This window comes from Pseudomonas flavocrustae, assembly GCF_029872515.1.
In the GTDB taxonomy this organism is placed as follows: Bacteria; Pseudomonadota; Gammaproteobacteria; order Pseudomonadales; family Pseudomonadaceae; genus Chryseomonas; species Chryseomonas aestiva.
The window spans coordinates 131,459-155,236 of sequence record NZ_JAPDIQ010000009.1 but is presented as its reverse complement, the minus strand read 5'-3'; the positions used below and the strand labels follow the sequence as shown (position 1 = coordinate 155,236).

The following is a 23,778-nucleotide window of genomic DNA, read 5'->3' as shown; positions in this document are numbered from 1 at the left end:
ACGACATGCATCAGCTGACCCTGACCGAAATCGCTGCCGCCCTGGCCGCCAAGGATTTTTCCGCCGAGGAGCTGACCCGCAGCCTGCTGCAGCGGATCGAGCAGCTCGACCCGCGGCTCAACAGCTTCATCACCGTGACCACCGACCAGGCGCTGGCCCAGGCGCGGGCTGCCGACGCGCGGCGCGCCGCCGGCGAAAACGGCGCCCTGCTCGGTGCGCCTCTCGCCCACAAGGATCTGTTCTGCACCCAGGGGGTGCTGACCAGCTGCGGCTCGAAGATCCTCACCGGCTTCAAGGCGCCCTATGACGCCACCGTGGTGGAGCGACTGGCCGCGGCTGGCGCCGTCTCCCTCGGCAAGCTGAACATGGACGAATTCGCCATGGGTTCGGCCAACGAATCCAGCCACTACGGTCCGGTGAAGAATCCCTGGGACGTCACCCGGGTACCGGGCGGCTCTTCCGGTGGCTCCGCCGCGGCCGTGGCCGCGCGCCTGCTGCCGGCCGCCACCGGCACCGACACCGGCGGCTCGATTCGCCAGCCGGCGGCCCTGACCAACCTCACCGGCATCAAGCCCACCTACGGCCGCGTCTCGCGCTGGGGCATGATCGCCTACGCCTCCAGCCTCGATCAGGGCGGCCCGCTGGCGCGCACTGCCGAGGATTGCGCCCTGCTGCTGCAGGCCATGGCCGGTTTCGACCCCAAGGACTCCACCAGCGTCGACCAGCCGGTGGACGACTACCAGGCGGCCCTGCAGCAGCCGCTGAGCGGCCTGCGCATCGGTCTGCCGCGGGAATACTTCGGTGCCGGCCTGGACGCCCGCATCGGCGAGAAGGTGCTGGCCGTGGTCGAGGCGCTCAAGAAGCTCGGCGCCACCGTCAAGGACATCTCGCTGCCCACCCTGCAGCACGCGATTCCGGCCTACTACGTCATCGCCCCGGCCGAAGCCAGCTCCAACCTGTCACGCTTCGACGGCGTGCGCTTCGGCTATCGCTGCGAGAATCCGGTCAATCTGGAAGATCTCTACAAGAGATCCCGTGGCGAAGGCTTCGGCGCCGAGGTGAAGCGCCGCATCATGGTCGGTACCTATGCCCTGTCGGCCGGTTATTACGACGCCTACTACCTCAAGGCCCAGCGCATCCGCCGGCTGATCAAGAACGACTTCGTCGCGGCCTTCGCCGAGGTCGACGTCATCCTCGGCCCGACCACGCCGAACCTGGCCTGGAAACTCGGCGAGAAGAGCAACGACCCGGTCTCCGCCTATCTCGAAGACCTCTACACCATCGCCGCCAACCTCGCCGGCATTCCCGGCCTGTCGATGCCGGCCGGCTTCGTCGACGGCCTGCCGGTGGGCGTGCAACTGCTCGGCAACTATTTCCAGGAAGGCCGTCTGCTCAACGTCGCCCACCAGTACCAGCAGGTCAGCGACTGGCATCGCCAGGCGCCGAGCGGCTTCTGAGGAAGGATAGAGACATGCAATGGGAAACCGTGATCGGGCTTGAGATCCACGCTCAGCTCAGCACTCAATCGAAGATTTTCTCCGGCAGCGCCACCAGCTTCGGCGCCGAGCCCAACGCCCACGCCAGCCTGGTCGACCTCGGCATGCCCGGCACCCTGCCGGTGCTCAACGCCGAGGCCGTGCGCATGGCCTGCAAGTTCGGCCTGGCCATCGATGCCGAGATCGCCGAGCGCAACGTCTTCGCGCGCAAGAACTACTTCTACCCGGACCTGCCCAAGGGCTACCAGACCAGCCAGATGGATCATCCCATCGTCGGCAAGGGGCACCTGGACATCACCCTGGAAGACGGCACCGTCAAGCGCATCGGCATCACCCGCGCGCACTTGGAAGAAGACGCCGGCAAGAGCCTGCACGAAGACTTCCACGGCATGAGCGGCATCGACCTGAACCGCGCCGGCACGCCGCTGCTGGAGATCGTCTCCGAGCCGGACATCCGCAGCGCCAAGGAAGCCGTGGCCTACGTCAAGGCCATCCATGCCCTGGTGCGCTACCTGGGCATCTGCGACGGCAACATGGCCGAGGGTTCGCTGCGTTGCGACTGCAACGTCTCGGTACGCCCCAAGGGCCAGGAGGCCTTCGGCACCCGCGCCGAGATCAAGAACGTCAACTCCTTCCGCTTCATCGAGAAGGCCATCAACCACGAGGTTCAGCGCCAGATAGAACTCATCGAGGACGGTGGCAAGGTGGTGCAGGAAACCCGCCTGTACGATCCCAACAAGGACGAGACCCGCTCCATGCGGAGCAAGGAAGAAGCCAACGACTACCGCTACTTCCCCTGCCCCGACCTCTTGCCGGTGGTGATCGAGCCGGCCTTCCTGGCCGAGGTGCGCAGTCAGTTGCCCGAGCTGCCGACCGAGAAGCGCGATCGCTTCCAGAGCGAGTACGGGCTGTCGGTCTATGACGCCAGCGTGCTGTCCGCCAGCCGCGAACTGGCCGACTACTTCGAGGAAGTCCAGCAGGTGAGCGGCGACGCCAAGCTGGCGGCCAACTGGGTGATGGGCGAATTGTCGAGCCTGCTCAACAAGCAGGACCTGGACATCGCCCAGGCACCGGTGAGCGCGGCCCAGCTGGGCGGCCTGATCCTGCGCATCAAGGACGACACCATCTCCGGCAAGATCGCCAAGATGGTGTTCGAGGCGCTGGCCGCCGGCGAAGGCGCGAGCGCCGATGCCATCATCGAAGCCAAGGGTCTCAAGCAGGTCACCGACAGCGGTGCCATCGAGGCGATGCTGGACGAGGTCCTGGCGGCCAATGCCGCCCAGGTAGAGCAATACCGCGCCAGCGACGAAGCCAAGCGCGGCAAGATGTTCGGCTTCTTTGTCGGCCAGGCGATGAAGGCCTCCAAGGGCAAGGCCAACCCCGGCCAGGTCAACCAGCTGCTCAAGCAGAGACTGGAAGGCTGACGGCAGTCGTACGGGGTTACGGACCGGGGCTGACAGCCTCGGTGCGAGCCCTTAAGCTGCTGCCGGTCGTTTTGCCAGGAGGCATCGAGATGCATAGGATCCACCGTGCCGGACTGCTGTCGCTGGTCCTGCTGTTCGCCGGTTGCGCCAGTCAGGAAAGCTTCCCGCCCACGCTGTCCCCTACCGCTGCCCATGACTATCAGGACACCGGCATGGCGTCCTTCTACTCCAAGTGGCACGCCGGTCGCCGTACCGCCAGCGGTGAAAAATACGACCCTGGCGCCCTGACCGCCGCCCACCGCACCCTGCCCTTCGGCACCCGCGTCCAGGTCACCAATCTGGCCAACGGCCGCAGCGTGGTGGTGCGCATCAACGATCGCGGCCCGACGGTTCGTCGACGCCTGATCGACCTGTCGCGCAGCGCGGCCGATCGGCTCGACATGGTGGCCGACGGCACCTCCCGGGTCAGCATCCGCAGCCTGGACTGATAGGGGCGCTAGCCCTGACAGGCCGGGGCATAGGCCCACAGCATCCGCGGCGGTGCCGCAGCGAGCTGGTGGGCGATGGACGCATAGCGCGGATCGAGCAGACTGGCCGACCAGTACAGGTTTCTGGCGCCCCGGGGCTGCCAGGTGCCTGCATAGCCGGGCAGCCCGGCCTGGGCACGCTGCACATCGAAGCGTACCGTCGTATTGCGGAATTCCTCATGGCTGCGCTGGCCTTTCGCATAGGGCAGCAGCCAGTCGAGCGCCCTGGCCAGGGTCTGGCCTTCAGCGCCTGGCAGGTGCAACCAGTCCTCGCCGCGCCCCTGGGCCACCGCCGCCGCCAGCACCAGGGGCTCGAGGTCGTAGACGACATAGTGCAGGGCATCGCGCTCGCCGAAGTCCAGCACCTCGCCATCGGGCTTGAGATTGACCGACAGCTGCGCCACGAAGGCCGCCCGCGCCCGGGCGAACAGCGCCGGATCGTCCAGCGCGCCGGCAGCCAGGGTCGCCAGCTTGATCCTGTGACTCTGCCAGTTGTTGCTCCAGACTCCGTGGGCGTCCCCCCGATGCGCCGCCATCTGCTGCAGATAACCCTCGGCCAGGGTCGTGATGAAGGCGCGGGAACGCCGAGCCGTCGCGGCGGGCAGATCCGCCGCGGTCAGCTGATAGGCGACGATGAGATTGCTCAGATTGGTCTCGTCGATGGGCTGGAAGCTGGGCCGATACCCTGGCAGCCAGGCATCGAGATAGCTGGCCAGGCGCGCCAGGGCCGCGGCATCGCGACTGTCCCGCCAGGCCAGCGCCAGATCGAGCATGTAGCCGAAATCCCGTACCGCCGCGGCGGACTGGTCGTGGATGCCGGTATGCGGCAGGGTGCCTGCGGTATGGAGGACCGGCAGCGCCTGGGGCTCGGCCGCGGGAGGATGACTGACCGCCTGCGCCAGCGCCGCGGCCGAGGGCGGTCTTGCCGCCAGGCAGGTCGTGTGTCCGGGGGCTGCAGCCAGGGCGAGATACAGCAGGGCGGCGCTCATGGCGGGGACCTCCAAGCGAAGCGTTGCTCAGGAAAGGGCTGGAGCGCCACCCTGCCCGGCTTCACGCTCAGGCGCGCTGGTCTGCTCAGACTCGCACCCGGTCCTTAGCGATAGCTTAAGCCGATCGCCTTTCGCCGCGTGCTGCCGAAGGTCTGCCAACCCCGGCGAGCGGGCAAAAAAAAGCCCGCGACCAAGCGACTGGCCGCGGGTTGTGCAACGGGAGGAGAGATGCCGGAGCACCTCCCGGGTAGCAGACCTTACTGCGGACCGAGCTTGTCCATCAGCGCGGCCAGCTGCTCGTATTCGTCCCGCTTGAGATCGGTCAGCGGAGTCCGCACGGGACCGGCGTCGTAGCCGGCGATCTTGGCGCCCGCCTTGACGATGCTGACGGCATAGCCGGCGCAACGGTTGCGGATTTCCAGATATGGCAGGAAGAAGTCGTCGATCAGCTTGCCGACCGCCTCGTGATCGTCACGGGCGATGGCCTCGTAGAATTGCACGGCGGTCTTGGGCACGAAGTTGAACACGGCCGAGGAATAGACCGGCACGCCCAGCGCCTTGTAGGCGGCGGCATAGACTTCGGCGGTGGGCAGGCCGCCCAGGTAGCTGAAGCGATCGCCCAGGCGACGGCGAATGGCGACCATCAGTTCGATGTCGCCCAGGCCGTCCTTGTAGCCGATCAGATTCGGGCAGCGCTCGGCCAGTTGCTCCAGGTGATGGGGCTGCAGGCGGCAGACGTTGCGGTTGTAGACCACCACGCCGATCTTGACCGACTTGCAGACGGCTTCGACATGGGCGGCCACGCCGTCCTGGCTGGCTTCGGTCAGGTAGTGCGGCAGCAGCAGCAGGCCCTTGGCGCCCAGCCGTTCGGCTTCCTGGGCATAGGCGATGGCCTGGCGGGTGGAGCCACCGACACCGGCGAGGATCGGCACGCTGCCCTGGCAGGTGTCCACCGCGGTCTTGATGACGCCGCTGTATTCGCTGGCTTCCAGCGAGAAGAATTCACCGGTGCCGCCGGCGGCGAACAGCGCGGTCGCGCCATAGGGAGCTAGCCACTCCAGGCGCTTGGCATAGGTATCGGGGCGGAAGTCGCCGTTGGCATCGAAGTCGGTCAGCGGGAAGGACAGCAGACCGGAAGAGAGGACGTGTTTGAGTTCTTGTGGAGTCATCTTGAGTGCCTCGGCATAGGTTGGACTGAGGTGCGGCAGGTCCGCTACCTGTTGTAAGTCATCGTACAACCTCTTTTATGGAAGGGGCAAGCCCCAACCAGAAAAATGCTCCTCAAGACGCTCCAGCCCCGTTTCAGACCTCTTCCGCCTGGCGCTCCATTTCTTCGTGAGCGCGTCTCAGGCGCTCGCGGCTGTTGCTCAGGTGCAGACGCATGGCTGCGCGAGCCGCTTCCAGGTTGCCGTCTTCGATGGCCTGGAGGATGGCTTCGTGCTCGGCATCCAGACGACGCTGGTAGAGCTGCTGGTCATCGTGGGCGAGATAGGCGGAATTGAGGCGGGTCCGGGGAATCAGCACCGTGCCCAGGTAGCTCATGATGTCGCTGAAATAGCGATTGCCGGTCGAGCTGGCGATCAGCAGATGCAGCTCCAGGTCGGCGCTCACCGCACGATCGGGCTGCTCGACGCCGGTACGCATGGCTTCCAGCAACGCCCACATGGCCTGCAGTTGCTCGGCCGAGCGGCGCTGGGCGGCCAGGCCGGCGGCCTCGACTTCCAGGCTGATGCGCAACTCGAGCATCGCCAGCACGTCCTTGAGGGTGGTGATGGTGGCCGGATCGATCGGCAGCGGCGACTCGGGGCGCCGCTCCAGCACGAAGGTGCCGATGCCGTGGCGAGTCTCCACATAGCCACCGGCCTGCAGTCGGGAAATGGCCTCGCGCACCACGGTGCGGCTCACGCCCTGGGCCTGCATGATGGCCGACTCGGTGGGAAGCTTGTCGCCGGGCTGGAATTGGCCGTCGCCGATCTGCTGAATCAGCACCCCGACGACCTCTTCTGCCAGGCTACGGGGTCTTTTTCGGGGGCGGGATACGGTGGGTGCTGACATGGATTCTCGTACCGATTGAAGGGACTCTGGAATCATAGCACCCCCCTCCTCCCAAACGCCCGATTTAGACCGCTTAGTCCATATCAGGATGCCTCGCCGACCGCTCTAGGACGCAACTCTTGCCCCTCCAGCAGCAGGTGGCGACGGTGGTAGGCGCGCAGACTCGGACGATGGCCGACGCTGACCAGGGTCAGGCCGGGGTTCTCCGCCAGCAGGCGCTCATAGAGCGCGCGCTCGTCCGCTTCGCTCAGCGCCGAGCTGGCTTCGTCGAGAAACAGCCAGTCGGGTGCATAGAGCAGCGCCCGGGCCAGGGCGACGCGCTGCTGCTCGCCCGGCGACAGGGTACGTTCCCAATGACGGCTTTCGTCGAGGTGCTCCACCAGGTGATCCAGGCGACAGTGCCGCAGGACTTCGGTCAGGCGCTCGTCACTGTAGGCCGCCACGGGTTGCGGATAGGCCAGGGCTTCGCGCAGGGTGCCAATGGGCAGATAGGGTTGCTGCGGCAGGAACAGCTGGCGCCCCGGCGGTACGGCGATACCGCCCTGCCCTTGCCGCCAGAGTCCGGCGAGGGCCCGCAACAGGGTGCTCTTGCCACTGCCCGAGGCACCTTCGATCAGCAGGTGTTCGCCACGGGCGATGCGCAGATCGGTGGGATGCAGCAGCAACCGGCCGGCGGCGCCCAGGGAAAGCCCTTCCAGGATCAGGTCGCTGTCACTGGCATGGGGCACCAGGATGTCGGCCTCCTGGCTGAATTCGGCCATGGTCTCGCGAAAGGTCAGCAGACGGTCGGAGACGGCGCGCCAGCCGGCCAGGCTGACATAGGCGTCGACGAACCAGCTGAGACTCTCCTGGACATTGCCGAAGGCCGAGTTGATCTGCATCAGGTCGCCCAGCTGGATCTTGCCGGAGAAATAGCGCGGCGCGGCCAGCACGAAGCCGGCGATGATGGCGATCTGGCTGTAGCCGGCGGTGAAGAAGGTCAGCCGCTTGGTGTAGTTCATCACCAGGTGGTAGTTGCCCCAGACGTAGCCGAAGCGATCCAGCAGGCGCCGGTGCTCGTTGGCTTCGCCGCGGAACAGCGCCACGCTCTCGGCCCTTTCGCGGACGCGGATCAGGCCGAAGCGCAGGTCGGCTTCATAGCGTTGCTGCTGGTTGTAGAGGCCGATCAGTCGCCGGCCGATCAGATGGGTCAGCCAGGTGCCGATGGTGGCGTAGATCAGCGCGGCCCAGAACATATAGGCCGGGATGGTGATGCCGAACAGGGTGATGTCGCCGGAGATGCCGAACAGGATGACGCTGAAGGACACCAGGCTGACCACCGTACGGATGAAGCCCAGCCCAAGGCTCAGGGTGGTGTCGGCGAAGTCGCGGATGTCTTCGGTGAGGCGCTGGTCGGGGTTGTCGGCGCCGCCTTCGCGTTCCAGCTGGTAGTAGTTGCGATCCGACAGCCAGAGGCCAAAGTGCTTTTCGGTCAGCCAGCGCCGCCAGTTGATGGTCAGCGCCTGGGTCAGATAGAGGCGGTACACGGCCAGCAGGATGGCGGTGGCGGCCAGTCCGCAGAAGTACAGCATCAGCCGGATGAAAGCGGCCAGATCACGATTCTGCAGGGCATCGTAGAAGTAGCGGTACCAGGTGTTCAGGGCCACCGACAGGCCGACCCCGGCGAGGGACAGGGCGATGACCACGGACAGCAGGAGCCAGGCCTTGCCTTTCTCTTCGCTGCGCCAGTAGGGGGTGATCAGGGCCCAGACGCGGGCCAGGAAATGCCCACGGGAAGCACCGTAGACGGAGGGCACGGGTACGGCGGATTCGGACATGCTCGGACTCTCAGGGACTGCTCAAGGAGACGCCTGCACAGCCTATGCCGGAAAGCCTGAACGAATTCTGACTGAAACAATGTAACAGTTTGTCGCCCACGAAGGTCGTGGGCGATGGCGAGCAGAAAGAGCCTGTTCAAAGTTGCGCGAGCTAAAGCCAAACAAGGCAAAAAGACCTGAGGAAGCGGATCGGACCCGCGCTCGGGTTTACGAGTGGTAAATGAGCATTCCGAAGGTCTTTTCAACGCTGATTGGCCGATGCGCAGCCGACTTTGAATAGGTTCTCAGCGGCGGACCGGACGCTTCTGCAACTTGCGCTGCAGAGTACGGCGATGCATGCCCAGGGCGCGTGCGGTCGCCGAGATGTTGCCTTCGTGCTCGGACAGCACCCGCTGGATGTGCTCCCACTGCAGGCGGTCCACCGACATGGGATTGTCCGGCACCAGGGTATCCAGATCGGCGTGCTGGGCGAGCAGGCCGGCCAGGACGTCGTCGGCATCGGCCGGCTTGCACAGGTAGTTGGTGGCGCCGCGCTTGATGGCTTCCACCGCGGTGGCGATGCTGGAATAGCCGGTGAGGATCACCACGCGCATCTCCGGATGCAGCTCCAGCAGCTGGGGCAGCAGCACCAGCCCCGAGTCGCCTTCCATCTTCAGGTCGAGCACGGCGTAGTCCGGCAGGTCTTCCTTGGCCAGTTGCAGGCCTTCCTCGGCGCTGTCGGCGATGGACACGCGTAGACCGCGGCGGTCCATGGCGCGGGCCATCACCCGGGTAAAGGTGGGATCGTCGTCGACCAGCAGGATGTGGGGCTGGTCGTCGAAACCGCTGTTGAGGTCGTCAGTCATAGAATTCTCCAGGCATTCACGCCAGGGCGTAGTGCCGCGGCAGGCGCAATTCGGTCAGGGTGCCGCCTTCTTCGTGATTGTAGAGCTTCACCGTGCCGCCGGCGCGGGTGACGCTGGCCTGGCTGAGAAACAGGCCTAGGCCGAAGCCCTTGCCCTTGGTAGTAAAGAAGGGCTTGCCGAGCTGCTCGGCGATGGCCAGGGGCACTCCGGCACCGTGATCACGAATCGACAGGCACAATTCGCGGGCGTCCCAGTGCAGACGGATGGCCAGGTTTTCCGGGCAGGCGTCGGCGGCGTTGTTGAGTAGATTCAGCAGTGCCTGGGTAAGTTCGACCGGCGGCGTCAGGCGCGGCGGCGTGCCCAGACTGACCACCTCGAAGCTGTAGGTGGCTTCCGGTCGCATCAGGTGCCAGCGATCCATGGTCGCCTCCAGCCATTCCACGGCGGTCTGCTCCTGCACCGTCTGGCGGCGGTCCGCTTCGGCGGCGCGTACCAGTTGCTGCAGGGTCTGCTTGCACTGCCCGACCTGGGCCTGCAACAGCGCCAGGTCTTCGCTCAGGGTCGGCTGGCCGGCGTACTCCTGCTGCAGCTCCTTGAGCAGCACGCTCATGGTGGACAGCGGCGTGCTCAACTCGTGGGCGGCGCCGGCGGCCTGGGTGGCCACGGCCAGCAGTTGCTGATCGCGCATGGCCTGCTCGCGGCGCTGGGCCTGCAGGCTTTCCTGCTCGCGCAGGGCGGTGGCCATGCGCGCGACGAACAGGGTGATGACGGCGGCGGACAGGGCGAAGCTCAGCCACATGCCGTAGCTGAGCACCGCGCCATCGTTGGCCACCAGCAGGTGCAGCGGCTCGTAGGACAGCAGCATCAGCGAGAAGACCGCCAGGGTCAGGGCCGCCAGCACCAGGGTATAGAGCCAGGGCAGCGTGGCCGCGGCGATGGTCAGGGGCACCAGGTAATAGGAGGCGAAGGGGTTGGTGGGTCCGCCGGCGAAATACAACAGGGCGCTGTGAATGGCCAGGTCGCAACCCAGGTGCGCGGCGTACTCCTGCTCGGTGACCGGCCAGGGGCGGGTCAGCCGCAGGGCGGCGAACAGGCAGAGCACCGCCGAGACGCCCAGAGTGATGGCCAGGGCCGTCCAGGGCAGCTGGACGATGCCCGACAGCCGGGCGATACCCACCGAGCCGGCCTGGGCGGCCAGTACCAGCACGCGGATAAGGACCAGGCGCCCGAGATTCTGGCGATTGGCGGACAACCATTGAACGGGCAAGGAGAACATGCGAGGTTCCAGGCGCAAGAAACGATCGAGACGGCAGCCCCGAGGGACCTGCCGGTCAGAGCAGACTTGGCATTATAGCGATGGGTATCCGTCCGCAGCCGCCGACGCGGCAAAGCGACGCACCATCCGCCGGGTCCGCGGTCACACCGCTGTCGTACTGCCAACCAGGAGAACACCATGATCCCTTCCCTACGCCCGCTCGTGCTGGGCGCCGCCCTGTTCAGTACCCTGCTCGCCACCGGCGCCCAGGCCGACGAAGCGCGCTACAACCAGATCAGCCTGAGGGCCGAGGTCAGTCGTGAGGTGCCGCGCGACCGCATGCAGGTCATGCTCTACACCGAAAGCCAGGGCCAGGATCCGGCGGCCCTGGCCAGCGACACCACCAAGACCCTCAACGCCGCCCTGGAACAGGCGCGCAAGGTCGCCGGCGTGGACGTTTCCCTGGGCAATCGCAACACTTACCCGGTCTACGAAGACCAGGGCCGCGCCATCAATGCCTGGCGCGAGCGCGGCGAACTGCGTCTGGAAAGCGCCGACTTCGCTGCCCTGTCCAAGCTGACCGGCGAGTTGCTGGGCAACCTGAAGATGGGCAACCTGCAATTCACCATTGCCGATGGCACCCGCAAGCAGCAGGAGGATGCCCTGTTCAAGGACGCCGTGGCCGCCTTCAAGGCGCGTGCCCAGCTGGCCACCGAAGCCCTGGGTGGCTCGGGCTATCGCATCGTCAACCTGGACCTGGGCACCAGTGGCGTACCCCAGCCGCTGCCGATGCTGCGCATGTCGGCGATGAAAGCTGCCAGCGATGCCGTGACTCCGGACGTTGCCCCCGGTACCACCACCGTCGAAGTGACTGCGGGCGGTACCATCGAGGTACAGATGCCCTGATCTAGGGCAGAAAAGTAACAACGCTGTATCGGTGCGCACTTTTGGTGCGCACTGCCTTCCCGTCGTGATACCTCGTCTTACATCTTTGCGACATCTGTTTCCTGTTTGGGTCGCTCAGGGTCAATAGCTCGCCTGAGCTATGGACATGGGCATAAGCTGTGCATGTGGGCTCATCTGTCCACAAGACATCGGCATTCTGTTTCGCAACGCCACATCGTGTTGCGCCGTCCCCGACATGAGGTCTCCATGCACAAGAACGTACTCGCTGCCCTCTTCGCTTCCGGTCTGCTGGCCGGCGCACCCCTGGCCCAGGCAACCAACCTGGTGTTCTGCTCCGAAGGCAGCCCGGCCGGTTTCGATCCGGCGCAATACACCACTGGCACCGATTTCGATGCGTCGGCGGAAACCATCTTCAACAAGCTGACCCAGTTCGAGCGCGGCGGTACCCAGGTCAAGCCGGGTCTGGCGGAGAGCTGGGACATCAGCGAAGACGGCAAGGTGTACACCTTCCACCTGCGCAAGGGCGTGAAATTCCACACCACGGACTACTTCAAGCCGACCCGCGACTTCGATGCCGATGACGTCCTCTTCACCTTCCAGCGCATGCTGGACAAGGACAATCCGTTCCGTAAGGCCTACCCCACCGAATTCCCCTACTTCACCGACATGGGCCTCGACCAGAACATCGCCAAGGTGGAAAAGGTCGACGACTACACGGTGCGCATGACCCTCAACGAAGTGGACGCCGCCTTCCTGCAGAACCTGGCGATGCCCTTCCCGTCGATCCAGTCGGCCGAATACGCCGACAAGCTGCTCAAGGCCGGCAAGGCTGCCGAGATCAACCAGAAGCCGATCGGCACCGGTCCCTTCGTCTTCAGCCGCTACCAGAAGGATGCGGTGATCCGCTACAAGGCCAACCCGGACTACTGGGACAAGGTCGATGGGCCCAAGGTGGACAACCTGATCTTCTCCATCAACACCGATCCTTCGGTACGGATGCAGAAGCTCAAGGCCGGCGAGTGCCAGATCACCGTCTATCCGCGTCCGGCGGACCTGGACGGCCTGAAGAAGGACCCGAATCTCAAGCTGCCGTCGCAGCCGGGCTTCAACCTGGGCTACATCTCCTACAACGTCGAACATGGCGATCTGGCGAAGCTCAAGGTGCGTCAGGCGATGGACATGGCCGTCAACAAGGAGGCCATCATCAACGCCGTCTACCAGGGCGCCGGCCAGGTGGCGGTCAACGCCATGCCGCCGACCCAGTGGTCCTACGACAAGTCCATCAAGGACGCGCCCTACGATCCGGAAAAGGCCAAGGCCCTGCTCAAGGAAGCCGGCTTCAAGGAAGGCACCGAACTTACCCTCTGGGCCATGCCGGTGCAGCGTCCCTATAATCCCAATGCGCGCCTGATGGCAGAGATGCTGCAGCAGGACTGGGCCAAGATCGGCGTCAAGACCAAGATCGTCAGCTACGAATGGGGCGAGTACATCAAGCGCTCCAAGAGCGGCGAGCAGGACATCATGCTGATCGGCTGGAGCGGCGACAACGGCGACCCGGACAACTGGCTGGCGACCCTCTTCGGCTGCAAGGCCATCGGTGGCAACAACTTCTCCCGCTGGTGCTACCAGCCGTTCGAGGACCTGGTGGTCAAGGCCAAGCGCGTGACCGACCAGGGCGAGCGCACCAAGCTCTACGAACAGGCCCAGCAGGTGCTCAAGCAGCAGGTACCCATGACGCCCATCGCGCATTCCACGGTCTACATGCCGATGCGCAAGGAAGTCCAGGACTACAAGATCAGCCCCTTCGGGTTGAACGAGTTCTACGGCGTCAGCGTCAGCAAGTGAAGCCTCTTGGCCAGGGCTGGGAGCCAGACTCCCGGCCCTGGCCGTTCATTTGACTGATGGAGTGAGACCCATGCGCCTTCCCTACGCCTACTCGTTGCTGGCGGCTAGCCTGCTCGCCTGTGCTCCGCTCGCCCAGGCGGCGAGCAATCTCGTTTATTGCTCGGAAGCCAGCCCGGCCGGTTTCGATCCGGCGCAATACACCTCGGGCACCGAATTCGATGCCTCCGCGGAAACGGTCTTCAACCGCCTGGTGCAGTTCCAGCGTGGCGGCACCACCCTGGAGCCGGGCCTGGCGACCCGCTGGGACGTGAGCGCGGATGGCAGGACCTATACCTTCCACCTGCGCCAGGGCGTGAAATTCCATACTACCGACTACTTCAAGCCCACCCGCGACTTCACTGCCGACGACGTGGTCTTCACCTTCCAGCGCATGCTCGACAAGGAGCAGCCGTTCCGTAAGGCCTACCCCACGGAATTCCCCTACTTTACCGACATGGGGCTGGACCAGAACATCGCCAAGGTGGCCAAGGTCGACGACCACACCGTGGTCTTCACCCTGAACAAGGTCGATGCCGCCTTCGCCGCTGACCTGGCCATGAGCTTCGCCTCCATCCAGTCGGCGGAGTACGCCGCGCAGTTGCTCAAGGAGGGCAAGCCGGAGCTGCTCAACCAGCAGCCCATCGGCACCGGCCCCTTCGTCTTCAGCCGCTACCAGAAGGATGCGGTGATCCGCTTCAAGGGCAATCCGGACTACTGGAAGCCCGAGGACGTCAAGCTCGACAACCTGATCTTCGCCATCACCCCCGACGCCGCCACCCGCCTGCAGAAGCTCAAGGCCAACGAGTGCCAGGTCAGCGGCTATGCGCGTCCGGCGGACCTGGTGGAGATGAAGCAGGATGCCAACCTCAAGGTCCTGCAGCAGCCGGGCTTCAACGTCGGCTTTCTCGCCTACAACGTCCAGCACCCGCCGCTGGACAAGCCCGAGGTGCGGCGTGCCCTGGACATGGCCATCAACAAGCAGGCCATCGTCTACACCGTGTTCCAGGGCGCCGGTCAGGTCGCGCAGAACGTGATCCCGCCGAATCAGTGGTCCTACGACAAGAATATCAAGGGCGCGCCCTATGATCCGACCAAGGCCCGCGCGCTGCTCAAGCAGGCGGGGATCAAGGACGGCACCGAGATCGCGCTCTGGGCCATGACGGTGCAGCGCGCCTCCAATCCCAACGCCCGCCAGTCGGCGCAGATGATCCAGCAGGATTGGGCCAAGGTCGGCATCAAGGCCAAGATCGTCAGCTACGAATGGGGTGAGTACATCAAGCGCGCCAAGGCTGGCGAACACGATGTGCTGACCTATGGCTGGACCGGCGACAACGGCGATCCGGACAACTGGCTGGGCGTGCTCTACGGCTGCAGCGCCATCGGCGGCAGCAACTATGCGCGCTGGTGCGACAAGGACTACGACGCCCTCATCCAGAAGGCCAAGACCAGCAACGATCGCGCCGAACGCACCCGGCTCTACGAGCAGGCGCAGCAGCTCATTCGCCAGCAGATGCCGGTGAGCCCCATGGCCCACTCGGTGGTGTCCCAGCCCATGCGCAAAGAAGTGCAGGGCTTCAAGATCAATCCCTTTGGCGTCACCGGTTTCTATGGCGTAAGCCTCGACCGCTGATTCTGTCCGGCCCGCCCTGCGGGCCTTCACGAGGAGCCTTCCGTGTCCAAACCGCTATTCTCGCTGTCTCTCGCCGCCCTCCTCTGCCTGACGGCCAATGCCGCCCTGGCCCGGCCCCTGGTGGTCTGCACCGAGGCCAATCCGGAAGGCTTCGATCCGGGTCGCTACACCTCCGGCTATACCTTCAATGCCTCGGCCACGCCGCTGTACAACCGCCTGGTGGAATTCAAGCAGGGCACCGCCGAGCTGGAGCCGGGCCTGGCCGAAAGCTGGGAGGTCTCCCCCGATGGCCTGCAGTACACCTTCGCCCTGCGCCAGGGGGTGAAATTCCACACCACCGACTACTTCAAGCCGACGCGTGATTTCAACGCCGACGACGTGGTGTTCAGCTTCGAGCGCATGCTCGACAAGAACAATCCCTGGTACAACCTCTCCCCCAGCGGCTATCCCTATGCGGCGGCCATGGAGATGGGCAGCCTGATCAAGTCCATCGACAAGGTGGACGACAGCCACGTGCGCTTCACCCTCAACCAGCCCGAGGCGCCCTTCCTCGCCGACCTGGCGATGGCCTTCGGTTCGATCCTGTCCAAGGAATACGCCGACAGCCTGCTGGCCAGCAAGAAGACCGACGACATCAACCAGAAGCCCATCGGCACCGGTCCCTTCGTCTTCCAGCGCTATGCCAAGGACTCCAACACCCGCTACAAGGTCAATCCGGACTACTTCGGCAAGAAGCCGCAGATGGATGGCCTGGTGCTGGCGGTGACCCTGGACCCCAATGTGCGCATCCAGCGGGTACGCAACAACGAGTGCCAGATCGGCCTGACGGTGAAACCGCAGGACGTGCCGATGCTCAAGCAGGACAAGAGCCTCAAGCTGGCCCAGGTGGAAAGCCAGACCACCTCCTTCTTGGCGATGAACACCAAGCACAAGGCGCTGAGCGACGTGCGCGTACGCCAGGCCATCGCCATGGCCTTCGATCAGCAGAACTACCTGAAGACGGTGTTCGGCGAAGGCGGCGCCAAGGCGGCGATCAATCCCTATCCCTCTTCGCTGCTGGGCTACGCCAAGGACATCAAGCCCTGGCCCCATGACCTGGAAAAGGCCAAGGCGCTGCTCAAGGAAGCCGGCTACGCCGATGGCTTCACCCTCAAGTACTACATCAGCACCGGCAGTGGCCCGGGCGGCAGTCCGGCGCTGGTGGCCCAATTGATCCAGGGCGACCTGGCCAAGATCGGCATCAAGGCCGAGATCACCCAGTTCGAGTGGGGCGAGTTCGTCAAGCGTACCAAGGCTGGCGAGCATGACCTGATGATGATGAGCTGGACCGGCGACAACGGCGATCCGGACAACTTCCTCACCACCAACCTGAGCTGCGCCGCGACTGAAAGTGGCGAGAACCGCGCCTTCTGGTGCGACAAGGCCTTCAACGACGCCATCGAAAAGGCCAAGCGCATCAACGACCCGGCCCAGCGTACCGCGCTCTACGAGCAGGCCCAGCAGATCTTCCACCAGCAGATGCCCTGGATTCCGCTGGCGCACCCGCTGTTCACCGATGTCCTGCAACCCAAGGTGCAGGGCTATGTGCAGAGTCCGCTGGGGGTCTACGACTTCTCCACGGTGACCCTCGACTGATCGGCAACTGATGCCGTAAGCGACCGGGCCCGGGCGGCCCGTCCCTCGACCTTTCCCGCCTCGCGCCGTGTTTCGGCGCGACGGGTTCGGCCGTGCCGGAAAACGCCCAGATAACAGAAAAAACGACCGCTTTGGAGCACACCTGATGACCAACGTCCACCGGGGAGGCCTCGCCCTCTCCCTGCTCACCCTGGCCCTGACCGCCCACGCCCAGTCCCCGGCGCCGGAAGATCCCAGCTACGCCAACGAGGTCCAGACCCTGCCCAACGTGCAGAAGCCGGTGAAGGGCCAGGCAGGCGCCAAGGGCTTTTTCGCCGACGACAGCCTGACCCTGACCACGCGCAACTTCTTTGCCCGCGAGACCAGCTCCGATCCGATCTTCAGCTACAGCAAGAACGGCACCCGGGTGCGCACCCACTCGCGCAATACCTGGGTCCAGGCCACGGCGCTCAAGTACAGCTCCGGCTATACCCAGGGCCCGGTGGGCTTCGGTATCGACGTGGCCGGCTATCAGGCCACCAACCTGGAGCGGGGCAAGGGTCAGATCGGTGGCGGCGGCAACCGCACCCTGGCCAACGCCGAGGGCGAGGGCCATGCCGAGTGGTCCAAGCTGGGCATCGCCGATGCGCGCTTCCGCGTCTCCAACACCGAGCTCAAGATCGGCCGGTTCATGCTCGACACCCCGGTGATCAGCTACAACGACAACCGGCCCTTCCCCTCCGGTTTCGACGGCTTCGCCCTGACCAGCGACGAATGGGACAACCTCTCGCTGCAGGGTGGCAGCTTCACCCGCGTCAGTCCGCGGACCGGTGCCGGCGACGAGAAGTGGACCACCGAGTACGGTACCCGCGAGGTCACCGCCGACCGCCTGAGCTTTCTCGGCGGCAACTACAAGCTGCCCCAGGGCTGGGAAGTCAGCGTCTATGGCGCCAACTTCGAGGACGTCTGGAATCAGTACTTCCTGAGCGTCACCCAGGCCGGCGGTTCTCTTGATACCTTCGCCTGGAAGGCGGTGGCCAACGCCTATCGCACCGTCGACGCCGGCAGCGCCAAGGCTGGCGACATCGACAACACCGCCTGGAGCCTGGCGTTCACCGGCAGCCACCAGGCCCACAGCCTGACCCTGGCCTACCAGCAGATCGACGGCAACGAGTACTTCGACTACGCCCACGAGACCGCGGCCATCTACCTGGCCAACTCCCTGGTCTCGGACTACAACGGCCCCAACGAGAAGTCGCTGCAGATCCGCTACGAGACCGACTGGAGCTACTTCGGCGTGCCCGGCCTGAGCACCGGCGTCTGGTACGCCAAGGGCTGGGACATCGACGGCACCCACTACGATGCCGGCGCCGGCAAGTACGACAACTATGCCGAGGTCCTGCAGCAGGATGGCGAGAAGCACCATGAGATCGGCCTGGTCACCACCTACAAGGTGCAGCAGGGCGCGCTCAAGGACAGTCGCTTCCGCCTGCTGCTGACCGATCACCGCGCCAGCCAGAACCAGGTCGACGGCAACGTCAAGGAATTGCGCCTGGTCTCCACCCTGCCGTTCAACCTGCTGTAATGGCGGGACTCGGCGGCTTCCACGCAGTGTCGGGCATCTGGCCAGGATCGCGCTGCGAACACCGGCGAAGCCCGGGCCGTGTCGAGGATATCGACGCCCGTGGCAACGTGGTAGTCTGCCGGGTTTGGAGCCTTGCTCCAGAGCGCTCTTCGAACCTATTCGTAGGACCGAACGAGCCTGCTGTCCGCAGGTGTCGTTCGTTGCGGACCAGGATGGTCTCTTCAGGGATGAATCCGGACCCACAAGGTCTGAGAGTCAGATCAAAAGCTCATTAGCTTTTGCGCGGGCTCTCACTTAAAAACGCGGCCGGGCATGTACTCGCGCCGTCTTGATCAGCCTCAAGAGGAGATACCCCCTCCGATGCTCGCCTTCATCGCCCGTCGCTTCGGGCTGCTGATACCGACGTTCTTTGGCGTCACCCTGCTGACCTTCGCCCTGATCCGCCTCATCCCCGGCGATCCGGTGGAGGTCATGATGGGCGAACGCCGCGTCGATCCGCAGATGCACGCCGAAGCCATGCACCGCCTGGGCCTCGACAAGCCCTTGTACCAGCAGTATTTCGACTACATCGGCAACCTTGCCCAGGGCAACCTCGGCGAATCCCTGCGCAGTCGCGTCGGGGTCTGGGACGAATTCCTGACCCTGTTCCCGGCCACCCTGGAACTCTCGGTGGCGGCCATGCTGTTCGCCACGGTCTTCGGTGTGCTGGCCGGCATCATCGCCGCCCTCAGGCGCGGCACCACGGTGGACCACGGGGTGATGGGCGTGGCCCTGACCGGCTATTCCATGCCGATCTTCTGGTGGGGCCTGCTGCTGATCATGCTGTTCTCCGTGCAGCTCGGCTGGACCCCGGTTTCCGGCCGTCTGGACCTGCTCTACGACATTCCGCCACGCACCGGCTTCATGCTCATCGACACCCTGCTCTCCGACGAGCCCGGCGCCTTCGTCGATGCCCTCAAGCACCTGATCCTGCCGGCCATCGTGGTGGGCACCATTCCCCTGGCGGTGATCGCCCGCATGACCCGCTCGGCCATGCTCGAGGTGTTGCGCGAGGACTATGTGCGCACCGCTCGCGCCAAGGGCCTGTCGCCGGGGCGGGTGGTCTTCATCCACGCCCTGCGCAACGCCCTGATCCCGGTGCTGACCGTGCTCGGCCTGCAGGTCGGCAGCCTGCTCTCCGGCGCGGTGCTCACCGAGACCATCTTTTCCTGGCCCGGCATCGGCAAGTGGCTGATCGAGGCCATCGGCGCCCGGGACTATCCGGTGGTGCAGAACGGCATCCTGCTGATCGCCACCCTGGTCATCCTGGTCAATTTCGTCGTGGACATCCTCTACGGCCTGGTCAATCCGCGCATCCGCCACCAGCGTTGATGCGCCCATACGGACAGAGCCTATGACAACGGTAAACACCCCGGCCGCTCAAGACCCGAGCGCCCTCTATCCCTCCCCCTTCAAGGAGTTCTGGCACGCCTTCGCCCGCAACAAGGGCGCCCTCGGCGGGCTGATCTTCATGGTCATCGTGGTGTTCTGCGCGCTCTTCGCGCCCTGGGTCGCACCCCATGCGCCCAGCGAGCAGTTCCGCGACTTCATGCTCACCCCGCCGCTGTGGCTGGACGGTGGCAACAGCCAGTTCCCCCTGGGCACCGACGAGCTGGGGCGTGACCTGCTCAGCCGGCTGATCCACGGCGCCCGGCTGTCGCTGCTGATCGGCCTGGCCTCGGTGGTCTTCTCGCTGATTCCCGGCATCCTGCTCGGGCTGGTCGCCGGCTTCTCGCCCAACCGCGCCGGTCCGGTGATCATGCGCCTGATGGACATCATGCTGGCGCTGCCCTCGCTGCTGCTGGCCGTGGCCATCGTCGCCATTCTCGGCCCAGGCCTGATCAACACCGTGGTGGCCATCGCCATCGTCTCGCTGCCCTCCTATGTCCGCCTGACCCGCGCCGCGGTGATGGGCGAACTGCACCGCGACTACGTCACCGCCTCGCGGCTGGCCGGCGCCGGTACCCTGCGGCTGATGTTCGTCAGCGTGCTGCCCAACTGCATGGCGCCGCTGATCGTCCAGGCCACTCTGAGCTTTTCCTCGGCGATCCTCGATGCCGCCGCCCTGGGCTTCCTCGGCCTTGGCGTGCAGCCGCCCACCCCCGAGTGGGGCACCATGCTGGCCTCGGCCCGCGACTACATCGAGCGCGCCTGGTGGGTGGTGACCCTGCCGGGTCTCGCCATCCTCTTCACCGTGCTGGCCATCAACCTGATGGGCGACGGCCTGCGCGATGCCCTCGATCCGCGTCTGAAGGTGCAGTCATGAGCCTCCTCGAAATCCAGAACCTCTCGGTGCGCTTCGGGGGCACCGACGCCCCGCCGGTGGTGGAAGGCCTCGATCTCACGGTGGATCAGGGCGAAATCGTCGCCATCGTCGGTGAATCCGGCTCCGGCAAGTCGGTGACCATGATGGCCGTGATGGGCCTGGTCGATCACCCCGGCCGCATCACCGCCGACCGCCTGGCCTTCGACGGCCAGGACCTGCTCAGCCTCAAGGGTCGCCGCCGGCGCCACCTGATCGGCAAGGAGCTGTCGATGGTCTTCCAGGACCCGATGACGGCGCTCAACCCCAGCTACACCGTGGGCTTCCAGCTGGAAGAGGTGATCCGTCAGCACCTGGGCCTCAAGGGTCGCGCGGCTCGCCAGCGCGCCCTGGAATTGCTGGAAAAGGTCGAGATCCCGGCCGCGGCCAGTCGTCTCGGCGCCTATCCGCACCAGCTGTCCGGGGGCATGAGCCAGCGCGTCGCCATCGCCATGGCCATCGCCGCCGAGCCGCGCCTCTTGATTGCCGACGAACCCACCACCGCGCTGGACGTGACCATCCAGGCGCAGATCATGGAGCTCCTGGTCAATCTGCAGCGCGACGAGGGCATGGGGCTGATCCTCATCACCCACGACCTCGCCGTGGTGGCCGAGACCGCCCAGCGCGTGGTGGTGATGTATGCCGGCCAGGCGGTGGAGAAAGGCGTGGTGCCGACCCTGTTCGACGCCCCCGCGCACCCCTACACCGAAGCCCTGCTGGCGGCCATTCCCGAGCACAGCCAGACGGACCGCCTGCACACCCTGCCCGGCATCGTTCCCGGTCGCTACGACCGGCCCGCCGGCTGCCTGCTGAGCCCGCGCTGCCCCTATGTGCAGCCGCGCTGCCAGGAGCGCCCGGCGCTGGAGCCCTACGACCGTGGTGCGGTGCGCTGCTTCTTCCCGCGCAACGTCGCCCCGGGCGAGGCGCCCGCGGTGCTGCCCGAACATCAACGTCCCAGCCAGTTGCCGGAGGATCGCCATGGCGCCGTCTGAAGCCACCGTCCTCGCCCGCTCCACTCCCCCGGAGCAGGCGCCCGAGCACCTCGTGCTCGAAGCCAAGGGCCTGACTCAGCACTATCAAATCTCCCGCGGCCTGTTCAAGGACAACGCCACGGTCAAGGCGCTCAACGGCGTCTCCTTCGACCTCCAGGCCGGGCGCACCCTGGCCGTGGTGGGTGAGTCCGGCTGTGGCAAGTCGACCCTGGCCCGCGCCCTGACCCTGATCGAGCAGCCCACCGCCGGCAGCCTGGTCATCGGCGGCCAGGACGTGGCCACGGCCGACACCGCCCGGCGCAAGGAACTGCGCCGCGAGGTGCAGATGGTGTTCCAGAATCCCTATGCTTCGCTCAATCCAAGGCGCAAGATCGGCGACCAGTTGGCCGAGCCGCTGCAGATCAACACCAGCCTCTCCCGCACCGAAAGGCGCGAGAAGGTACAGGCGATGATGCAGCAGGTGGGCTTGCGGCCCGAGCACTACCAGCGCTATCCGCACATGTTCTCCGGTGGCCAGCGCCAGCGCATCGCCGTGGCCCGCGCCATGATGCTGCAGCCCAAGGTGCTGGTGGCGGACGAGCCGACCTCGGCGCTGGACGTGTCCATCCAGGCGCAGGTGCTCAACCTGTTCATGGATCTACAGCAGCAGTACCGGACCGCCTATGTGTTCATCTCCCACAACCTCTCGGTGGTGCGCCACATCGCCGATGAAGTGATGGTGATGTACCTCGGCTGCATCGTCGAAAAGACCAGTCGCGACCTGCTGTTCCAGCGGCCCCTGCATCCCTACACCCAGATGCTGCTGTCGGCCACCCCGAGTCTGCACCCGGACCCGAGCAAGCCGCGCATCCGCATCCAGGGCGAACTGCCCAACCCGCTAGATCCGCCACCCGGTTGCGTCTTCCACCGCCGTTGCCCCTATGCGACGGAGAAGTGCAAGACCGAGGTCCCGGCATTGCGCAACGTGGAAGCCCGCCAGGTGGCCTGCCACTATGCGGAGAACTTTCTCTAGCTGGAAAGGCTGATCGCGGCCATGGGCCGCTCCTACAGGGTGTACCGTAACCTGTAGGAGCGGTCGCTACGGCGCACCGCCATGGCCGCGATGGAGATCCCGCCCCATGCACATCCGCCCCTTCCAGCCCGACGACACCGAGGCCATGGTCAATCTCTGGCAGGCCTGCGGACTGACTCGCCCCTGGAACGATCCCTACCGCGACATCCAGCGCAAGCTCGCCGAACAACCCGAGTTGTTCCTGGTGGGCGAAGTGGACGGCACCCTCATGGCCAGCGCCATGGTCGGCACCGACGGTCATCGCGGCTGGCTCTACTACCTCGCAGTGGCCCCGGAGCATCAGCGCCGCGGCCATGCCCGGCGACTGGTGGCGACCGCCGAACAACTGCTGACCGAACGCGGCTGTCCCAAGCTGCAGCTGATGGTGCGCCGGGACAATGCGGCGATCCTCGGCTTCTATGCGGCCCTGGGCTATGCCGAGGCCGAGGTCGTCACCCTGGGCAAGCGGCTGATCGCCGACGACTAGGGTGGAAGGCGGCGAAGCCCTGTCCGCTGCCGATACTCAACGTCCAATGGAGAACCCCCTGCGGTTTTCCACGCTACGGGCTCACGGCTGATCGTAGGGTGGGTAACGGCGCAGCCTTACCCACGCGGAGCCGAACCTGCTGTGGAAATCCCTGGACGGTTTTCACCGCGTGTAGCCGGTGTAGAGTGGATGGACAGGGAAGACCCTGTGAGGACACGGGCTTTCGCCTTCCCTGTCAGCGAGGCTGTCAGGTCCCTGTCACCTCGCTGTCACCTCGCTGTCAGGCTGCTGTCGGGTTGTCGTCGTGTCGGACAGAGGGCCTTGCGGCTAGGCTTTTGCTCGTCCACCACCGCTGGAGAAACCGAGATGCAACTGCTCAACAAAATCAAGGAACACCGCCTGGCCCGAGCGTGGTCGCAAGAGCAGCTGGCTGAACTCGCGGGCATCAGCACCCGTACGGTGCAACGCATCGAAAATGGCGAGCAGGCCAGTCTGGAGACCCTGAGCGCCCTGGCTGCCGTTCTGGAAATCAGCGTTGCCGACCTGACAGGGCAAGCCACTCAAGCAGTGGGATCCGCTGCAGACGAGCGAATCGCGAATGCCCGTGAACAGGTCGCCGCCGAGATCGGCTTCTATTGGCAGGTGCTGCGCGGCATGGTCATCTGTGTCTTTCTCTATGTGCTCAATCGCGCGACCTCGCCTGAGAGCCACTGGTCCCTGTGGGTCGCCGCCATCTGGGGAATTCTGTTACTGGGTCGTGGCATCCAGACCTTCTTCCTGCGCGACAGGATCGCCCTCTGGCAGTACGCCCGGCTGCAAAAGCTCTTGCGGAAGTAGGAAAAGCCACCGATCGGCACCAGCGTTAGGCGCAGCTGAACCG

At 65.3% G+C, this 23,778-nt stretch carries 20 protein-coding genes; 14 read left to right on the top strand and 6 right to left on the bottom strand.

What is annotated here, in order from left to right; genetic code table 11:
* Nucleotides 1-5 precede the first annotated feature (5 nt).
* From gatA to OMP44_RS19425, 3 genes are all read left to right on the top strand, one after another.
* Nucleotides 6-1,457 (top strand): Asp-tRNA(Asn)/Glu-tRNA(Gln) amidotransferase subunit GatA, encoded by a 1,452-nt coding sequence (gene gatA / locus OMP44_RS19435; protein WP_280310560.1) that lies wholly within the window; start codon nucleotides 6-8, stop codon nucleotides 1,455-1,457.
* Nucleotides 1,458-1,471: 14 nt separating this feature from the next.
* Entirely contained in the window at nucleotides 1,472-2,920 is a 1,449-nt protein-coding gene (gatB, locus tag OMP44_RS19430; protein ID WP_280310558.1) for an Asp-tRNA(Asn)/Glu-tRNA(Gln) amidotransferase subunit GatB, read from the top strand.
* A gap of 89 nt (nucleotides 2,921-3,009) precedes the next feature.
* A complete protein-coding gene (locus tag OMP44_RS19425; protein WP_133859857.1) occupies nucleotides 3,010-3,408 on the top strand; it encodes a septal ring lytic transglycosylase RlpA family protein in 399 nt (132 codons plus the stop codon).
* An 8-nt stretch (nucleotides 3,409-3,416) separates the two neighbouring features.
* Here OMP44_RS19425 and OMP44_RS19420 read toward each other — a convergent pair whose 3' ends face one another.
* The 6 genes from OMP44_RS19420 to OMP44_RS19395 all read right to left on the bottom strand — a co-directional run bounded on the left by OMP44_RS19420 (nucleotide 3,417) and on the right by OMP44_RS19395 (nucleotide 10,429).
* Nucleotides 3,417-4,436, bottom strand: coding sequence for an alginate lyase family protein (locus OMP44_RS19420; protein ID WP_280310556.1), 1,020 nt, complete (start codon nucleotides 4,434-4,436; stop codon nucleotides 3,417-3,419).
* A gap of 257 nt (nucleotides 4,437-4,693) precedes the next feature.
* A complete protein-coding gene (kdgD, locus tag OMP44_RS19415) occupies nucleotides 4,694-5,605 on the bottom strand; it encodes a 5-dehydro-4-deoxyglucarate dehydratase (RefSeq protein ID WP_133859859.1) in 912 nt (303 codons plus the stop codon).
* Nucleotides 5,606-5,738: 133 nt separating this feature from the next.
* Nucleotides 5,739-6,491: a FadR/GntR family transcriptional regulator gene (locus OMP44_RS19410; RefSeq protein ID WP_178083873.1), complete on the bottom strand. Its 753-nt coding sequence runs from the start codon at nucleotides 6,489-6,491 to the stop codon at nucleotides 5,739-5,741.
* A gap of 83 nt (nucleotides 6,492-6,574) precedes the next feature.
* Nucleotides 6,575-8,308, bottom strand: coding sequence for an ABC transporter ATP-binding protein/permease (locus tag OMP44_RS19405; protein WP_280310553.1), 1,734 nt, complete (start codon nucleotides 8,306-8,308; stop codon nucleotides 6,575-6,577).
* Between the two features lie 284 nt (nucleotides 8,309-8,592).
* Nucleotides 8,593-9,153 carry a response regulator transcription factor gene (locus OMP44_RS19400; protein ID WP_007159542.1) on the bottom strand — a complete coding sequence of 187 codons (561 nt, stop codon included), beginning with the start codon at nucleotides 9,151-9,153 and terminating at the stop codon, nucleotides 8,593-8,595.
* A gap of 16 nt (nucleotides 9,154-9,169) precedes the next feature.
* Entirely contained in the window at nucleotides 9,170-10,429 is a 1,260-nt protein-coding gene (locus OMP44_RS19395; RefSeq protein ID WP_183631112.1) for an ATP-binding protein, read from the bottom strand.
* 180 nt (nucleotides 10,430-10,609) lie between these two features.
* On the opposite strand from OMP44_RS19395, the gene OMP44_RS19390 reads away from it, so the two are divergent.
* The 11 genes from OMP44_RS19390 (at nucleotide 10,610) to OMP44_RS19340 (ending at nucleotide 23,735) form a co-directional block, all read left to right on the top strand.
* On the top strand, nucleotides 10,610-11,314 hold the full coding sequence (locus tag OMP44_RS19390; RefSeq protein ID WP_431312664.1) for an SIMPL domain-containing protein: 705 nt from the start codon (nucleotides 10,610-10,612) through the stop codon (nucleotides 11,312-11,314).
* Nucleotides 11,315-11,560: 246 nt separating this feature from the next.
* The gene (locus OMP44_RS19385) at nucleotides 11,561-13,159 is read left to right on the top strand and encodes an ABC transporter substrate-binding protein (protein ID WP_059314002.1); all 1,599 of its coding nucleotides are present in this window, start codon (nucleotides 11,561-11,563) and stop codon (nucleotides 13,157-13,159) included.
* A gap of 70 nt (nucleotides 13,160-13,229) precedes the next feature.
* On the top strand, nucleotides 13,230-14,828 hold the full coding sequence (locus OMP44_RS19380; protein WP_280310543.1) for an ABC transporter substrate-binding protein: 1,599 nt from the start codon (nucleotides 13,230-13,232) through the stop codon (nucleotides 14,826-14,828).
* A gap of 42 nt (nucleotides 14,829-14,870) precedes the next feature.
* Nucleotides 14,871-16,463 carry an ABC transporter substrate-binding protein gene (locus OMP44_RS19375; protein WP_280310542.1) on the top strand — a complete coding sequence of 531 codons (1,593 nt, stop codon included), beginning with the start codon at nucleotides 14,871-14,873 and terminating at the stop codon, nucleotides 16,461-16,463.
* 145 nt (nucleotides 16,464-16,608) lie between these two features.
* The gene (locus OMP44_RS19370; protein ID WP_280310540.1) at nucleotides 16,609-18,027 is read left to right on the top strand and encodes an OprD family outer membrane porin; all 1,419 of its coding nucleotides are present in this window, start codon (nucleotides 16,609-16,611) and stop codon (nucleotides 18,025-18,027) included.
* Nucleotides 18,028-18,387: 360 nt separating this feature from the next.
* Nucleotides 18,388-19,398, top strand: coding sequence for an ABC transporter permease subunit (locus OMP44_RS19365; protein ID WP_208694402.1), 1,011 nt, complete (start codon nucleotides 18,388-18,390; stop codon nucleotides 19,396-19,398).
* A 22-nt stretch (nucleotides 19,399-19,420) separates the two neighbouring features.
* The gene (locus OMP44_RS19360) at nucleotides 19,421-20,332 is read left to right on the top strand and encodes an ABC transporter permease subunit (RefSeq protein WP_027602553.1); all 912 of its coding nucleotides are present in this window, start codon (nucleotides 19,421-19,423) and stop codon (nucleotides 20,330-20,332) included.
* Entirely contained in the window at nucleotides 20,329-21,360 is a 1,032-nt protein-coding gene (locus OMP44_RS19355; protein ID WP_280310537.1) for an ABC transporter ATP-binding protein, read from the top strand. The genes OMP44_RS19360 and OMP44_RS19355 overlap by 4 nt, the downstream gene beginning before the upstream one ends.
* A complete protein-coding gene (locus tag OMP44_RS19350; protein ID WP_208694400.1) occupies nucleotides 21,347-22,372 on the top strand; it encodes a peptide ABC transporter ATP-binding protein in 1,026 nt (341 codons plus the stop codon). Before OMP44_RS19355 ends, OMP44_RS19350 begins: the two co-directional genes overlap by 14 nt.
* Nucleotides 22,373-22,478: 106 nt before the next feature.
* A complete protein-coding gene (locus OMP44_RS19345; protein ID WP_280310535.1) occupies nucleotides 22,479-22,898 on the top strand; it encodes a GNAT family acetyltransferase in 420 nt (139 codons plus the stop codon).
* Between the two features lie 366 nt (nucleotides 22,899-23,264).
* On the top strand, nucleotides 23,265-23,735 hold the full coding sequence (locus tag OMP44_RS19340; RefSeq protein WP_280310533.1) for a helix-turn-helix domain-containing protein: 471 nt from the start codon (nucleotides 23,265-23,267) through the stop codon (nucleotides 23,733-23,735).
* Nucleotides 23,736-23,778 lie beyond the last annotated feature (43 nt).